This window comes from Actinomycetospora soli (assembly GCF_021026295.1).
Lineage (GTDB): Bacteria > Actinomycetota > Actinomycetes > Mycobacteriales > Pseudonocardiaceae > Actinomycetospora > Actinomycetospora soli.
This window is the reverse complement of the sequence record NZ_JAJNDA010000014.1, coordinates 59,894-73,886: the sequence shown is the minus strand read 5'-3', so window position 1 is coordinate 73,886 and position 13,993 is coordinate 59,894. Positions and strand designations below refer to the sequence as shown.

The window sequence follows — 13,993 nt, the reverse complement described above, 5'->3', positions numbered from 1 at the left end:
CACTGTGGCGAGGGCTCGGAAACGGGCACCGGACCGAAGACGCGCGTGCCATCCTCGTGGCCGAGGAGGTGATCGCCATGTCCACCACGTCGAGGCCGGAGCACCGCGACGACCACGTTCCGACCGAGGAGCTGATTCGCCGGCAGGGGGTGAAGCCGCTCCCTCCACTCGACGACCTCCCGTGGGAGGACCCGTTCTCCTCGGACGAGGAGTACGCCGAGTTCCTCGCAGATCTCCATGAGTCGCGCCGCCGGTCGTGAGCCTCGTCGTCCTCGACACGGACGCGGCGTCGACCCTGTTCCGCCGGCGACCGGCCGCGGCTCTCCGGACAGTCCTGGAGGTCCGTCGCCCGGCCATCACCTTCGTGACGCTCGGGGAACTCACGAAGTGGACCCTGGCGCGACGATGGGGCTCACGGCGACGCGCCGAGATGAGCGCTTTCCTGGCGTACCTGATCGTGCTGCCCTACGAGTGGGACGTCGCGCTCCGCTGGGGCGAACTCCAGGCCTACGCGCAGCTGCGCGGACGTCCGCGGCCGGCGAACGACACGTGGATCGCTGCCTGCTGCCTGGCCCGGGACGTCCCGCTCGCGACGTTCAACCTCCGCGACTTCGCGGACTTCGCCGATCACGAGGGACTCGAGCTGCTGCCGAGCGCCTGAGCCCGGCCCGTCGATGTGGAGGAACTGCCACTGGACGCCAGTAACGACGCTTTGCTGCCACGTGGTCCGGCCACGCGAGGGGAGCTAGACCAGGCGCGAGACGAGACGGTCCGCCTCGGCCTCCGGATCCGACGTCAGCCCGGTGTGCACCGGCCCGGCCTGGACGACGGTCGACCGGGGCGCGGTCAGCCACCGGAATCGCTCGCCCGGCGAGAGCACCCCCGCCGGGCCCTCCCCCGCCACGACCCGCGGCCACGCCCCCACGGCGAGCGCCACCTCGTCCACGTCGAGCGACGGGAAGAGGGCCGCCAACCGCTCGACGTCCAGGGCCAGCCGCATCGTCAGCACCACCGCATGCCGGCAGTAGAGCAGCACGCCGACGTTGACGCACTCGCCCCGGTCGACGCGCGGCACGACGCGCAACGGCGCCCACTCGTACGTGTTCACGGTGCCCACGACCGCTCCGCCACGCGCGCCAGCAGGTGCTCGACGTACGCCGACCGCGCGTCACCCGCCGTCGGGAAGTCGGCGTCGAAGCCTCCGACGAGCCAGTCGTCGGGCACCTCGGCGACCACGCCGGCGAGCAGGTCGGGGGTCACCAGGGCCGACGACGACGCGTCCGCCGCAGCCCGCGCACCCGCCGTCGTGAAGGGCCGGAGCACGTGGTCGGACGCGTCGTACGGCCGCGCGACGACGGCGGCCGCGCGCGCCCAGGAGTGGTGGAAGTACAGGCAGGCGCCGTGGTCGATGCACCAGAGGTCGCGGTGCCAGCGCAGCAGGTTGGGGTTGCGCCAGGAGCGGTCGACGTTCTCGACGAAGGCGTCGAACCACAGGATCCGCGCCGCCTCCTCTGCGGAGACCGCGTGCGCCACCGGGTCGAACCCCAGCGCGCCCGGCAGGAAGTCCATGCCGAGGTTGTCGCCGCCGGAGCGCGCGAGCAGCTCCTGGACCTCCCAGTCCGGTTCCGACTGCGCCACCACGGGGTCCAGTTCCACGACGACGAGCTCGGGCACCCGCAGTCCGAGCGCACGGCCGATCCCGCCCGCGACGACCTCCGCGACCAGCGCCTTCACGCCCTGCCCCGCGCCGGTGAACTTGACGACGTAGGTGCCGAGGTCGTCCGCCTCGACCAACCCGGGCAGCGACCCGCCCTCGCGCAGCGGCGTCACGTAGCGGGTCGCGACGACCCGCCTCACCGCAGGTCCAGGGCGTACCAGACCTGGGCGTACGGGTTGTCGTTGTACGGCGCCACCTCGACGAACCCGTGCCGCTCGTAGAGCGTGCGCGCCTCCACGAGGTCGGCACGGGTGTCGAGGACGACCCGCGCACGGCCGGCCTCCCGGGCCCGCGCCAGCAGGTCGGCCAGGAGGGTCTTCCCGACGCCGAGCCCGCGCGCGGTCGGGTCGGTCCACATCCGCTTGATCTCCGCGGCGTCGTCGGGCACGCCGGGACCGGCGAACCGCAGCCCGGCGCAGCCGAGCACCGTGTCCTCGCCACCGAGGGCCAGCACGAACACGCCCTCGGGCGGCACCAGGCCGCCGTGCGGGCTCTCGGCGACGAAGGCGTCGATCTCCTCGTCCGTCGCCGGGCGCCCGTTCATCCGACCGATCACGTCGCCGACGTAGCCGCGCAGCGCCCCGAGGCCGGGCTCGGTGTCGGGACGGGCGTCGTGGAGCGTGATCGTCGGGACGGTCATGCGTCCATTGTCGCGCCCACCCCGTTCCAGTCGACGAGCTGGACCACCACGCCGTTGGGGTCGCGGGTCTGGAACGCGCGCTCGCCCCACTCCTCGACCGTCAGCGGCATCGTGATCTCGACGCCCTCGCCCTGCAGCCGGGCCAGCTCGCCCTCCAGGTCGTCGACGACGAACGCGAGGATCAGGCCCTGCGCGGTCACGTCGCGCTGCTCGGGCGGCATCGTCGGCAGCCCGGTCGCGAGGTAGACGACGTTGACGCCGGCGTCCTCCCGCGTCAGCGAGTGGACGCTGCCGGGCACGCTCATCACCTCGGTGAACCCGTAGTGGTCGACGAGGAAGCGGGCCGAGGCAGCGGGGTCGGCGACGGTGAGGCTGACGGCGGTGGCGGTGACGTTCACCCCGTACAGCGTACACAGTACGGTGTACTACGTGGTCGATCCTGCGCGCCTGATCCCGCTGCTCTGGCGGACGGCGGCCCCGTCGCGCCGCGGTCCGGCGCGCGGCCTGACGCTGGACGCCGTCGTCGGGGCGGCCACCCGCCTCGCGGACGCGTACGGGCTGGAGCCCCTGACGATGCGCGCGCTCGCCGCCGATCTCGGCGTCGCCCCGATGACGCTCTACACCTACGTCCCGGGGAAGGCCGAACTCGTCGACCTGCTCGTCGACCACGCGTTCCGGACGATGGAGCGGCGCGAGTTCGGCGCGGAGGGCTGGCGGGACCGGGTGCGCGCGGTGATGGACACCAACCGCGCGGTGTTCCGGGCGCACCCGTGGGTCGGCGCGGTCGACCCGGGTCGACCGGTGCCGGGACCGGGCACGACGGCGAAGTACGAGCACGAGCTCGCCGCCTTCGACGGGTGCGGTCTGTCGGACGTCGACCGCGACGCGGCGCTGACGTTCGTGCTGGACTTCGTGGCGGCGGCCGCGCGCACCGAGTCGCGCTCCGATCCGGCCGGGGACGAGGCGTGGTGGGCGGCGGCCGGGCCGGCCCTCGCCGAGGTGCTGGACCCGTCGTCGTACCCGCTGGCCACGCGGGTGGGCGCCGCGGCCGGCGAGGCGCAGCGCAGCGCGCGCCACCCCGACGCCGCGTGGGCGTTCGGGACGGCGCGCGTGCTCGACGGGCTCGCGGCCCTGATCGAGCCCTAGACCGTGTAGCCGGGGCTGGAGAGCATCTCCCCGATCACGCTGCTGATCCGCTCCACGTCCTGCGGGCGCAGGCCGAACATCGCGAAGTGGCCGGCCGGGGTGTCGACCACCCGCAGTTCGCCGTGCGGCAGGTGGCCGGCCTCGTTCTCGCAGTCCTCGACGGGGAAGAAGTTGTCGCCGCCGAACGGCACCACGAAGAAGTGCGCGGTGATCTTGCCGAGCGCGGCCTCCAGCGAGCCGCCCCCGTGCGGCGAGATGTCGCCGGCCCACCACTTGTTCGCCTGCGTGACGAGGTTGTTCGGGTCCATCGGCGCGAAGTAGCCGCGGATGAAGCTCTGCCGGAAGTCGTTCGACGACGCGAACCCGAGGCCGCGCCAGTGCTCGCCGCGGTACCACTCGTGCGTGAAGCCCTCGAGCGAGAAGGCGATCGCGTGCCGGGTGAGGCCGAGACGCACGTCGGCGGCGTCGGTGTAGAAGCCGTCGGCGAACGCGGGGTCGGACTTCAGCAGTTCCATGTGCAGGTCGATGAAGACCTGGTTGTGCACCGGCGTCCTCGCGGTGCCCGCGAACGCGGCCGCGCGCGGCACCATGTCGGGGAAGCGCACCGCCCACTCGTAGGTCTGCTGCGCGCCCATCGACCAACCGAGCACCGCGTGCAGCTGCTCGACGCCGAACTGCTCGGTGACGAGCTTGTACTGCGCGAGGACGTCGTCGGCGATCGAGACGAACGGGAACTGCCCGCGGTCGAACGGCGGCGGGGTGTTCGACGGCGAGCTCGACATCCCACCCCCGAGCTGCCCCGGGCACACGACGAAGTACTTCTCGGTGTCGACCGGCCTGCCCGGCCCGATGTAGTCGTCGAGCGACGACGGCGTGCCGGAGTACATGTGCGGGAAGAGGACGAGGTTGTCCTTGTTCGCGTTCAACGTGCCGTGCGTGCGGTAGGCCAGCTGCGCCCCGGGCAGCGTGTAGCCCGACCGCAGGACGAACCCGCCGAGGTCGAAGTACTCGTGCTCACCCTGCTGGGCGTGCGAGTAGTAGCCCTGCCGGTCGGTGCCGGTCATCCGTGACCTCCGCGCTGAGTCGATCTTCCGCGCCGGAGCCTACGGCGACGTGGGTCACAGGTGCAGCTCGTGCACCGCGTTGCGCGCCCCGGAGGTCGGTTGTGTGCGACCGACGGCGTCCGTGGCCCGCGCCGTGATCGTCCGGCCGGTCCCGACGACGGCCCGGAACCCCTGCCAGGCCCGGCCCCGGGCCGGTTCGAGCTCCACCCGGACCGGTCGGCCGTCCACCGTCACGACCACGCGCGTCACCGGTACCGAGCTCCACGCCCACCCGTGGACCACGCCGTCCTCGACGTGCGTGAGCACCGAGGTGACGTCGAGCTCCCGGACCGGCACCGACCTGCCGTCGGGAACGGGGCGCAGGTAGAGCCGCGTGGTGAACAGGTGCTCGGGGCGGTGGTCGGCGAGCGTCAGCTCGGTCAGCCACTTCACCGAGTTCGTGCCGAAGTACCCCGGCACCACCAGGCGCAGCGGACCGCCGCGGTCGGCGCGCAGCAGCTCGTCGTTGCAGCGGTACGCGACGAGGGCGCGGTCGAGGACGTCGTCGAGCGGCAGGTCCTTGAGGTAGTCCGGGGCCGAACTGCCGCCGAACTCGCCGTGGTCGGCGCCGCGGGCCCACAGGCTCGTCGCGTCGTCGCCGATCCCGGCCACGTCGAGCACGTCGCGCAGGCGCGCGCCGGTCCACACCAGGTTCGCCGCGCGGCGCACCCACTCCCCCGGCGCGAGCGGGTTGCCGAAGCACTCGTGCACCGACTCGATCCGGCGTTGCGGCAGCGCGCGGATGTCGTCCGGCGTGAGCACGACCGCGCGGTCGACGAGCCCGTTCACGACGACGGGTCGGCGCGGCTCGGGCGCCGCGAGGCCGAAGTGCGCGATGACGAAGGCGTCCTCGAGTGCCGTGACCCGGCTCGTCAGGCGCTCGGGCGGCACGAGTCGACGGACCGCTCCGACCGGGTCCATCCGCGCGCTCATCGGGTCGAGGGTAGGGCGAGGTCGACGGGCCGGAGCAGCTAGACGGTTGATCATGCCGAGCGCGACATCTCCCCTGTCGCGCTCGGCATGATCAACCGCCTAGGACCGAAGACGCTGTCGGCCCGGTCGGTGATCATCCAGACTGCGGAGTCCACGAGGTCAACCGTCCGGTTACGAACCCGTCCCTGCGGCGGCCGAGAACGCTGCAGCCTTTCCGCGGAAGGACGACACGACGGTGACGTCTGAGGGGTGGACGACCTCAAGGTCCCGTCGGCCAGCGCACCTCGATCCGCGCCCCGCCCTCGGGTGAGCGGGCCGCCCGGACGGTGCCTCCCCGGCTCTCGATGAGCCGCGCGACGAGAGCGAGCCCCAACCCCGAGCCGGGCGTGCCCCCCGTGGCGTCGAGGCGGGTGAACCGGTCGAACACGCGTGTCCGCTCGTCCTCCGGGATGCCCGGCCCGTCGTCGTCGACGAGCAGCCGGGCCCACGCCCCGGCCGGCACCACCGACACCGTCACCACCGTCCGCGCGTGGCGGCGGGCGTTACCGAGGAGGTTGTCGAGCACCAGCCCGACCTCGGCAGGCGTCGCCGACGCCGTCGCCGCGACGGGCGCCCACACCGTGATCACCGGCCCGTCGGGTTGCCGTGCGACCGCCTCCGCCACCGCCTCGCCCAGGTCGACCGGCTCCGCCGTCGGCAGCCGCCCACCGTCCGCGCGGGCGAGCGCGAGCAGGTCGGTGACCAGTGACGACAGTCGCTCGGCGTCCTTCGCGACCGCGGCCCACGCCTCGGTGTCCTCCCCCGGCCGCGGGTGCGCCACCGCCACGTCGGCCTGCGCCCGCACCGACGCGATCGGCGAGCGCAGCTCGTGCGCCGCGTCGTCGGCGAAGCGGCGGACGGTCGACACCGCGTCGTCGCGCCGGGCGAGCAGCGCGTTGAGTTCCTCGGCGAGCGCGGCGACCTCGTCGTGCGACGGCGGCACGGGCAGCCGCTCCCCCTCGCCGAGGCCCGACGCGGCCGTGCGCAGGCGGGTCACCGGCCGTAGCGCCGCGCCGGCCGCGAACCAGGCCGCCCCCGCGAGCGCGACCGCGGCGACGACGACCCCGGGCACGAACCACGACGCCGCGTCGCCGAGCAGGGACGCCGCACCGAGCAGGTCGCGCGAGGCGAGAACGAGGCGCGGCGTCCCGTCCGGCAGGGTCACCGGGACGGCCACCCACCGGCGCGGCTCGGTCCCCGGCCCCGCGACCGTCACCGGCTCCCCGCTCGCCAGCGCCCGCAGCACCGGCTCCGCCAGGGGCAGCGGCCCGCGCCCGTCGACGGGTGCGCCCGCCACGTCGGTCACCCGCAGCGGCGGCGCGAGCGGCTCGCCGTCCCGGACGGCGGGCGCGGCGGCCACCGCGCGCTCCCTCAGCTCCCCGTCGCCCGCCTCGACCACCGCCGACAGGAGCAGGCCCGCGCCCAGCCGCGCGAGGCCGCCGAGCACCACGAGCGCGACCACCCCGACCACCAGCGCGATCCGGGTCCGCAGCGTGCGGCGGGCCCACCAGGCGCCGGGGCCGCGACCTGAGCGATGGGCACCTTCGGTCGGTCTACCCGTCGTCGGGCGCCCCTCGCCAGCCGGACCGGGCGCGTCCGCCGCTGAGCGAAGGGCGCCAAAGCCCGGTCTGTTCGACCGAGGGTGCCCTTCGCTCGAAGCCGGACGGGCGTTCACGACGGCGGGTCGAGCCGGTACCCGCGTCCGCGCTCGGTGACGACGAGCCCGTCCGCGCCGACCGCAGCGAGCTTGCGGCGCAGGTAGCCGACGTACACCTCGACGACGTTGCGGGCGGCGGCCCCGTCGCCCCACACCGCGGCGAGCAGCTCGTCCTTCGTCACCGTGACGCCCGGCCGCTGCGCGAGGTGCCGCAGCACCGCGAGCTCCCGGGCGGACAACCCGATCTCGGCACCCGCCCAGTTCGCCGCGTCGGCCTCGACGGTGAGCCCCCCGACGACGACCCGCGGCACCGACGGTGCGCGACGCCGCAGCAGGGCCCGGAGCTGCGCGACCAGCACGACGAACGAGAACGGCTTCACCACGTAGCCGTCGGCGCCGAGGTCGAGCCCGTCGGCCTGGTCGACCTCGCCGTCCTTCGCGGAGAGCAGCAGCACCGGGGTCTCGACCCCGTCGGCCCGCAGCTGCTCGAGGACCCGGTAGCCGGAGAGCCCGGGCAGGATGATGTCGAGGACCACCGCGTCGAACGTGCCCGTCGACGCCTCCGCGAGCCCCGCCGGCCCGTCCCCGACGGCGACGACGTCCATGCCCTCGGCGCCGAGCCCGCGGACCAGCGCCGCGCGCACCCCCGGCTCGTCGTCGACGACCAGCACGCGGGGCACGTGCGCGACCGTAGCGCCGCGGAGCTGTGGCGGTCTCAGATCCGCGCGAAGGCCCGAACCGGGAACGTCGCCATTCCGACGACGGCGGGTGGTGCCGCCGTCAGTCGCGCCCCGCGCTCCGGCAGCCGGTCGAGCCCGGTGAGGTGTTCGAGCACGAGCACCTCACCGCCCAGCAGGAGCGTGTGGGCGGGCCGCTCGTCCCCGCTCGTGTCGTCGATGTTCACGGTGTCGATGCCGACGAGCACCGCGCCGCGCCCGACCAGGTGGCGCGCGCCGTCCGCCGTCAGGAAGGGGTGCGACGGGTCGCCGTAGTGCTCGGTGCGCCAGTGCCGGTCCCAGCCGGTACGGAGCAGGACGGCGTGGCCGGTGAGGTCCTCGTCCGGGAGCTGGTCGGGTCCGATGCCCCCGGTCGCCTCCACGACCACGGTCGGCAGGTCGGCGCACCGCTCCAACGGCAGCGCGGCGAGGTCGTGGCCGTCCCGGTACCGGTGCGCCGGGGTGTCGAGGTAGGTCCCGGTGTTGGCGACCATCGACACGGCGCCGATCGCGAACTCGGTGCCCTCGGCGTAGCGGCCGTGCGAGTCCTCGAAGCTCATGTGGTCGCTGATCCGCGGTCCCGGCAGGCCGGGGTAGGTCACCATGTCGTGCTCGATGGGGTGGCTGAGGTCGATCAGGGTCACGACGTGATCATCCGCCACCGCCCGAGCTGTGACCGTCTCAGGACCACGACCGCAGGATGGTTCCCATGAGGCGCAGATGGTTCGGGGCAGCAGGAGCGGTGGTGGCGGCCGGCGCCGTCGTCGCCGGGGTGATCGGGATCGGCGGGACGGCGGCGGCCCAGCCGCAGCTCCCGCCGGTCAGTCCCGAGGACCTGGTCGCGTCGGTGATGACCGCGCAGCCGGGGCCGTTCAACGGCACCGTCGGGATCGACAACGAGCTCGGCCTGCCGGCGCTGCCGGGCGCGCCGCAGCTCGGCAACGGCGAGCAGTCCGCCCGCGTGTGGTCCGGCGGTGACGGGAGGGGCCGGGTCGCCCTGCCCTCCGGTGACGGCGAGAAGACGCTGGTCTCCGACGGCACCACGCGCTGGGCCTACGACGCGACCGACCGCACCGCGACCCGCTCGACGGGCGGCGCGCCGGAGCAGAAGGACCCGCAGACCGACCCGGCCGGCGCGTCCGCGCAGATCATCGGCGAGCTGCGGAAGACGAGTCAGGTCGCCGTCGACGGCACCGCCGAGGTCGCCGGACGGCCCGCCTACACGCTGGTCCTCACCCCGCAGCCCACCGAGCGCACGATGCTGCGCGAGGTCCGCGTCGCGGTCGACGCCGAGAAGCGCATCCCGCTGCAGCTCACGGTCCTCGCGACCGGCTCGGCGACGCCGGCGCTGCAGATCGGGTTCGACGACGTCACCTTCGGCCCGCAGGACCCGTCGTTGTTCACCTTCACCCCGCCGCCCGGCACGACCGTGAAGGACGCCCCGGCCCGCGGCCAGGACGGCCCGCAGCGCCAGGGCCCCCCGGAGGGCACCCGCACGGTCGGCGACGGCTGGGACCGCGTCCTCGTGCTGCAGCGACCGGCCCAGCAGCAGGGTGACCAGCAGCAGGGTGACCAGCAGCGTCCCGAGGGTGCGCCCGACCTGAACGCGCTCGGCACCCCGGTCAGCGGGCCGTGGGGCAACGGCCGGGCGATCACGACCGCGGTCGGGACGGCCATCGTCACCGACGACGGGCGCGTGGCCGTCGGCGCGGTGCCGGAGCCGGTCGTGGCCGAGGCCCTGGGTACCCGGTGAGGCGAGCGGAGCGACGGGGAGTAGGGACATGAGCGTGACCGAGGAGGCCCTGCAGACCCGCACCGACCCGTCGTCGGGAACGGGCAGCGAGCCCGCCGCCCGGCTGCGGGACCTCCGCAAGACCTACGGGTCGGTCACCGCGGTCGACGGCGTCGACCTCGACCTGCCGGCGGGCGCGGTCGTCGGACTCCTCGGCCCGAACGGCTCGGGCAAGACGACGCTGATCCGGATGCTGCTCGGCCTGACCCCGCCGACGGCGGGCCGGGTCGAGCTGCTCGGGCACGACGGCACGCAGCTCGAGCGGGCCCTGCCCGACGTCGGGGCGCTCGTCGAGGGCCCGGGCTTCCACCCGTTCCTGTCGGGGCGGGACAACCTGCTCCGCGCCGCGGCGTGCGAGCCGCGGCTGGACGGCGACCTCCGGGTCCCGGTCGACGCGGCGCTGGAGCGGGTCGGGCTCACCGACGCCGCCCGGCGTCGCTACCGGGGCTACTCATTGGGCATGAAGCAGCGCCTCGGGCTGGCCGCGGCGCTGCTCGTGCCGCGACGGCTGGTCGTGCTCGACGAGCCGACGAACGGGCTCGACCCGGCCGGCACGCGGGACGTCCGACGCGTGATCGCCGAGCTGCACGAGGCGGGCACCACGGTGCTGCTGTCCTCGCACCTGCTCGCGGAGGTCGAGGCCGTGTGCACCCACGTGGCGGTGCTCGCGAAGGGGTCGCTGCTGGTGTCGGGCGAGCTCGCGACGCTGCTGGCCTCCGACGGCGAGCTCGCCCTCACCGTCGACGACGCGGACCGCGGGCTCGCGGCCCTGCGGGCCGCCGGCTTCCAGGCCTACCGGCGCGACGATGCCCTGGCGGTGACCGAGGTCGACCCGCCGGCGGTCGTGGCCGCGCTGGTGCACGCGGGGGTCGGGGTCTGGGAGGTGTCCCGACGCCGGGCGCACCTCGAGGAGCTCTTCGCACGGCTGACCGAGGAGGACGCGTGACCGCCGTACTCGAGAGGACCCACGCCTCCCTCGGCCGCGTGGTCGGCGCCGAGATCCGGTGGGTGCTCCGGCGCCCGCGCACCCTCGTGGTGCTCGGCCTGCTGGCCCTGATCCCGGTGGCCGTGGCGATCGGCATCGCGGTGGCCGGGCGGGGCGGCCGCGGGCTGATCGCCCAGGTCGCGGGCAACGGGTTCGTCCTGCCCGTGGCGGCCCTCGGGCTGGCCCTCACCCTGCTGCTGCCGCTCGCGGTGGCGTCGGCCGCCGCGGACGCGGTGGCCGGCGAGGCGGGGTCCGGCACGCTGCGCGGGTTGCTGGTCGCGCCGGTCGGCCGGGCCCGCTTCGTCGTCATGAAGGCGGCCGGGGTGATCACGGTGGCGGTGCTCGCCGTCGCGATCATCGCGGTCGTCGGGATGATCGCGGGCGCCCTGGTGGTCGGCGGGCCGGGCTCGCTGATCACGCTCTCCGGGACCACCCTCGGCGTCGGCGAGGCCCTCGGTCGGATCGCACTGGTGGCGGCGTGGACGGTCGGGCAGCTGCTCGCCGTCGGGGCCGTGGCGCTCGCGATCTCGACGTTCACCGAGCACCCGCTCGTCGTCCTGGCGTGCGTGCTCGGCGGCCTGATCGTGTTCGGCGTGCTCGGGGCGATCCCCGCGCTCGACTGGCTGCAGCCGCTGCTGCTCACGAGCGGCTTCGGGGCCGGCACGGACGTGCTCCGGGATCCGCTGCCGCTCGACGGCCTGGCGTCGTCCACGCTGCGGGCGCTGGTCTACGTCGTGCTCGGCGTGGGCGTGACGTCCTGGCGCATGGCACGTCGGGACGGCTGAGCTCCCGCCGCGGCCCGCACCGCCTCGGCGTGGAAGCCGCGGGCCACGGGCTCGAGGGCCTCGAAGGCGCCGGGCGGGGTGCCCGGCAGCGCCCGCCCGGCGTCGCGGATTCGGCCCAGGATCGCGTCGGCGGCGCGGTCGGCCTCGGCCGTCAGCCGCGGCAGGTCCACCCCGGTGAGCACGCCGTCGCGCTTCACGACGCGGCCGTCCACGAGCACGGTCGCGACGTCGGCGGCGGTCGTCTGGAAGACCAGCGTCGCGTAGGGGTCGATCCGCGGGTGCTGCTCGAGCGCGCCGCCACCCACGAGCTGCAGGTCGGCGCGCTCGCCCGGGGTCAGCGAGCCGACCCGGTCCCCGAGGCCGAGCGCGTCGGCGGCGTTCACCGTGGTCCAGGTGAGCGCCTCCTGCGCGAGGGTGGTCACCCGCTCCGGCATCGCGCCCGCGCGGTTGACCGCCTCGGTCGCCTCCCACCGCGTGAACCCGAGCCCGAAACGCATCTCGTGCCAGAGGTCGCCGGAGTTGAGCGAGATGACGTCGGCGGACAGGGTCGGCGCCAGGCCGTGGCGGCGGCACCGCTCGAACACCGGGCGGCCCATCCCCATGTTCAGCTCGGTCTCGACGGAGATCGAGATCTTGCCGCCGCTGCGGGCCACGGCCTCCCACTCCGCGTCGCCGAGGGTGTTGCCGTGCACGTGGACCATGTCCGGGCCGAGCAGCCCGAGGGCGTCCAGCTCGGGGATCCCGCCGGTCAGCACGCTGCCCCAGACGCAGCCCGTGTGGTTGACGACCAGGGCGCGCCGCTCGCGGGCGGCCGCCAGCTCGGCGACGGACCGGTCGAAGGGCAGGCCGAACAGCTCGGAGAGCGAGACGCCGAGGGTGAGCAGGTCGTCGCCGCCGGCGAAGTGGGTGTCGGCGACACGGTGGAAGTCGGCGAGCCGCGCGTCGTGGTCCCCGAAGCGCGACGCCTCCGGCGAGCTCTCGAAGAAGCCGTAGCAGAACGCCGCCCGGATCCCGGCGTCGCGCAGCCCGAGCACGGCCGCGTCGCTGTGGTCGGGGGTGTTGTTGCAGTGCGAGAAGTCGAGCAGGGTCGTCACGCCCGCGTTCAGCGCGTCCAGGGCGCCGAGCCGCTGTCCCAGCGCCACGTCGTCGGCGGTGAACGCGGGTGAGATCGCGAGCCGGATGCCGAAGTATTAGTCGCCGAGCGTCCAGTCGCCGCAGATGCCGCGGGCGAGCGACTGCCACGTGTGCCGGTGGGTGTCGATCAGCCCGGGCAGGACCAGGTGCCCCCGGGCGTCGAGCACCTCGGCGTCGGTGTCGGGCAGCGACGGGGCGACCGCCGTGATCACCCCGTCGTCGACGAGGACGTCGCCGGTCGGCAGGTCGCCGAGCGCGGGGTCCATCGTCAGGACGTGACCGCCCCGGATCAGGGTGCGTGCCATGGTGCCTCCTCGTGGCTGGGTTCCGGGCCAGCATCGGAGCGCGCGCGCCGCGGAACATGTCCCGTTCCGGTTCCGATCGACCATCCCGACGACGGGTCCGCGCGCCGTAGCATCGCCCGACGGCGCCCCGGTGCACGGCGAGGTGGTGGGACATGGACGTCCGGGCCCTGCGGTACGCCGTGACGCTCGCGGACACCCTGCACTTCGGCCGCGCGGCGCAGGCCCACTTCATCGCCGCGCAACCCTTCGGTCGCCGGATCCAGGCACTCGAGCGCGAGCTCGGCACCCGGCTGTTCGCCCGCACCAGCCGCCGGGTCGCCCTCACCCCCGCCGGCGAACGCTTCGTCCCCCGCGCCCGGCAGGCGCTGGCGGGGCTGGACGCGCTGGTCGACCAGGTCGACGCCCGTCGCGACGTGCCCGGCGTGCTGCGCATCGGCGTGCTCGGCTTCGGGCTGGCCGACCTCTGGCCCGACGTGTGGGACCTGGTCGCGGCCCGGTACCCGGACCTCGCGGTGGACACCGTCGAGCTGACCTGGGCCGACCAGTACGACGCCGTCCGCTCCGGGGAGGTCGACCTCGCGCTGGTCCACGACGTGGGCGGCGCGGACGACCCCACGCTGGACCGGGTGCTGACGTCCGAGCGCGTCGCGGTCGTCCCGGTCCGCTCCGAGTTCGCCCGGGCCGACCGGCTCACCCGCGCCGACGTCGCCGGGCAGCGGCTGGTCTCCCCGGTCGGCGCCTCCGCGGGGCTCGCGGAGTGGGGCGAGGGCGCCGGCGGTCGGGGCCGGGTGACGGTGCGCTCCCCCGCCGGGGTCGCGACGGCGGTGGCGACGAGCGGGCGGCTCGGGCTGCACGCGGAACCCGCCCGACGGTTCTTCCCGCACCCCGGGGTGCGCTACGTGCCGGTCGACGGACCCCCGGCCACCGTCGCCGTCGCGAGCCGCCCCGGCGACCACCGCGACCCCGTGGCCGTCGTCCGGGCCGCGGCGCGCGCCGTGGCGGGCCTCGACCGCAACCGGATCGGTCCATGATCTACCACGG

At 74.8% G+C, this 13,993-nt stretch carries 18 protein-coding genes; 7 read left to right on the top strand and 11 right to left on the bottom strand.

Annotation, left to right across the window (positions count from 1 at the left end):
- Nucleotides 1–56 precede the first annotated feature (56 nt).
- Together LN037_RS21805 and LN037_RS21800 are read left to right on the top strand one after the other, a co-directional pair.
- A complete protein-coding gene (locus tag LN037_RS21805; RefSeq protein ID WP_230756781.1) occupies nucleotides 57–260 on the top strand; it encodes a hypothetical protein in 204 nt (67 codons plus the stop codon).
- Entirely contained in the window at nucleotides 257–661 is a 405-nt protein-coding gene (locus LN037_RS21800) for a PIN domain-containing protein (RefSeq protein WP_230756777.1), read from the top strand. The genes LN037_RS21805 and LN037_RS21800 overlap by 4 nt, the downstream gene beginning before the upstream one ends.
- An 84-nt stretch (nucleotides 662–745) precedes the next feature.
- Here LN037_RS21800 and LN037_RS21795 read toward each other — a convergent pair whose 3' ends face one another.
- Genes LN037_RS21795 through LN037_RS21780 form a run of 4 tightly spaced genes read right to left on the bottom strand, consistent with a single transcriptional unit; the run spans nucleotide 746 to nucleotide 2,755 of the window.
- The gene (locus LN037_RS21795) at nucleotides 746–1,117 is read right to left on the bottom strand and encodes a DUF3037 domain-containing protein (protein WP_230756773.1); all 372 of its coding nucleotides are present in this window, start codon (nucleotides 1,115–1,117) and stop codon (nucleotides 746–748) included.
- Complete coding sequence (locus LN037_RS21790) at nucleotides 1,105–1,857, bottom strand: HipA family kinase (protein WP_230756769.1); 753 nt, start codon at nucleotides 1,855–1,857, stop codon at nucleotides 1,105–1,107. Before LN037_RS21790 ends, LN037_RS21795 begins: the two co-directional genes overlap by 13 nt.
- Nucleotides 1,854–2,357: a GNAT family N-acetyltransferase gene (locus tag LN037_RS21785; protein ID WP_230756766.1), complete on the bottom strand. Its 504-nt coding sequence runs from the start codon at nucleotides 2,355–2,357 to the stop codon at nucleotides 1,854–1,856. Before LN037_RS21785 ends, LN037_RS21790 begins: the two co-directional genes overlap by 4 nt.
- Nucleotides 2,354–2,755: a VOC family protein gene (locus LN037_RS21780; protein WP_230756762.1), complete on the bottom strand. Its 402-nt coding sequence runs from the start codon at nucleotides 2,753–2,755 to the stop codon at nucleotides 2,354–2,356. The genes LN037_RS21785 and LN037_RS21780 overlap by 4 nt, the downstream gene beginning before the upstream one ends.
- 31 nt (nucleotides 2,756–2,786) lie before the next feature.
- Here LN037_RS21780 and LN037_RS21775 point away from each other — a divergent pair, with 31 nt between their 5' ends.
- Nucleotides 2,787–3,503 (top strand): TetR/AcrR family transcriptional regulator, encoded by a 717-nt coding sequence (locus LN037_RS21775; protein WP_230756759.1) that lies wholly within the window; start codon nucleotides 2,787–2,789, stop codon nucleotides 3,501–3,503.
- Here LN037_RS21775 and LN037_RS21770 read toward each other — a convergent pair.
- The 5 genes from LN037_RS21770 to LN037_RS21750 form a co-directional block, all read right to left on the bottom strand.
- Nucleotides 3,500–4,567, bottom strand: coding sequence for an alpha/beta fold hydrolase (locus tag LN037_RS21770; protein WP_230756756.1), 1,068 nt, complete (start codon nucleotides 4,565–4,567; stop codon nucleotides 3,500–3,502). The genes LN037_RS21775 and LN037_RS21770 overlap by 4 nt on opposite strands.
- 54 nt (nucleotides 4,568–4,621) lie before the next feature.
- On the bottom strand, nucleotides 4,622–5,539 hold the full coding sequence (locus LN037_RS21765; protein WP_230756753.1) for a molybdopterin-dependent oxidoreductase: 918 nt from the start codon (nucleotides 5,537–5,539) through the stop codon (nucleotides 4,622–4,624).
- Nucleotides 5,540–5,798: 259 nt separating this feature from the next.
- Nucleotides 5,799–7,049 carry a sensor histidine kinase gene (locus LN037_RS21760; RefSeq protein ID WP_230756751.1) on the bottom strand — a complete coding sequence of 417 codons (1,251 nt, stop codon included), beginning with the start codon at nucleotides 7,047–7,049 and terminating at the stop codon, nucleotides 5,799–5,801.
- Nucleotides 7,050–7,249: 200 nt separating this feature from the next.
- Entirely contained in the window at nucleotides 7,250–7,906 is a 657-nt protein-coding gene (locus LN037_RS21755) for a response regulator transcription factor (protein WP_230757029.1), read from the bottom strand.
- Between the two features lie 44 nt (nucleotides 7,907–7,950).
- Entirely contained in the window at nucleotides 7,951–8,595 is a 645-nt protein-coding gene (locus LN037_RS21750) for a cyclase family protein (protein WP_230756748.1), read from the bottom strand.
- A gap of 65 nt (nucleotides 8,596–8,660) precedes the next feature.
- Between LN037_RS21750 and LN037_RS21745 the strand changes: the two genes are divergently transcribed.
- The 3 genes from LN037_RS21745 to LN037_RS21735 are packed head-to-tail and all read left to right on the top strand — an operon-like array spanning nucleotide 8,661 to nucleotide 11,513.
- Nucleotides 8,661–9,704 carry a LolA family protein gene (locus tag LN037_RS21745; RefSeq protein WP_230756746.1) on the top strand — a complete coding sequence of 348 codons (1,044 nt, stop codon included), beginning with the start codon at nucleotides 8,661–8,663 and terminating at the stop codon, nucleotides 9,702–9,704.
- A 28-nt stretch (nucleotides 9,705–9,732) separates the two neighbouring features.
- The gene (locus LN037_RS21740) at nucleotides 9,733–10,689 is read left to right on the top strand and encodes an ABC transporter ATP-binding protein (RefSeq protein WP_255694670.1); all 957 of its coding nucleotides are present in this window, start codon (nucleotides 9,733–9,735) and stop codon (nucleotides 10,687–10,689) included.
- The gene (locus LN037_RS21735) at nucleotides 10,686–11,513 is read left to right on the top strand and encodes an ABC transporter permease subunit (protein WP_230756743.1); all 828 of its coding nucleotides are present in this window, start codon (nucleotides 10,686–10,688) and stop codon (nucleotides 11,511–11,513) included. The genes LN037_RS21740 and LN037_RS21735 overlap by 4 nt, the downstream gene beginning before the upstream one ends.
- Here the strand turns inward: LN037_RS21735 and LN037_RS21730 are convergent.
- Nucleotides 11,456–12,655 (bottom strand): amidohydrolase family protein, encoded by a 1,200-nt coding sequence (locus tag LN037_RS21730; protein ID WP_230756740.1) that lies wholly within the window; start codon nucleotides 12,653–12,655, stop codon nucleotides 11,456–11,458. The two genes, LN037_RS21735 and LN037_RS21730, sit on opposite strands and share 58 nt — an antisense overlap.
- A 48-nt stretch (nucleotides 12,656–12,703) precedes the next feature.
- On the bottom strand, nucleotides 12,704–12,952 hold the full coding sequence (locus tag LN037_RS21725; protein WP_230756736.1) for a hypothetical protein: 249 nt from the start codon (nucleotides 12,950–12,952) through the stop codon (nucleotides 12,704–12,706).
- Nucleotides 12,953–13,104: 152 nt separating this feature from the next.
- On the opposite strand from LN037_RS21725, the gene LN037_RS21720 reads away from it, so the two are divergent.
- On the top strand, nucleotides 13,105–13,983 hold the full coding sequence (locus LN037_RS21720) for a LysR family transcriptional regulator (RefSeq protein ID WP_230756734.1): 879 nt from the start codon (nucleotides 13,105–13,107) through the stop codon (nucleotides 13,981–13,983).
- The last annotated feature ends 10 nt before the right edge of the window (nucleotides 13,984–13,993 follow it).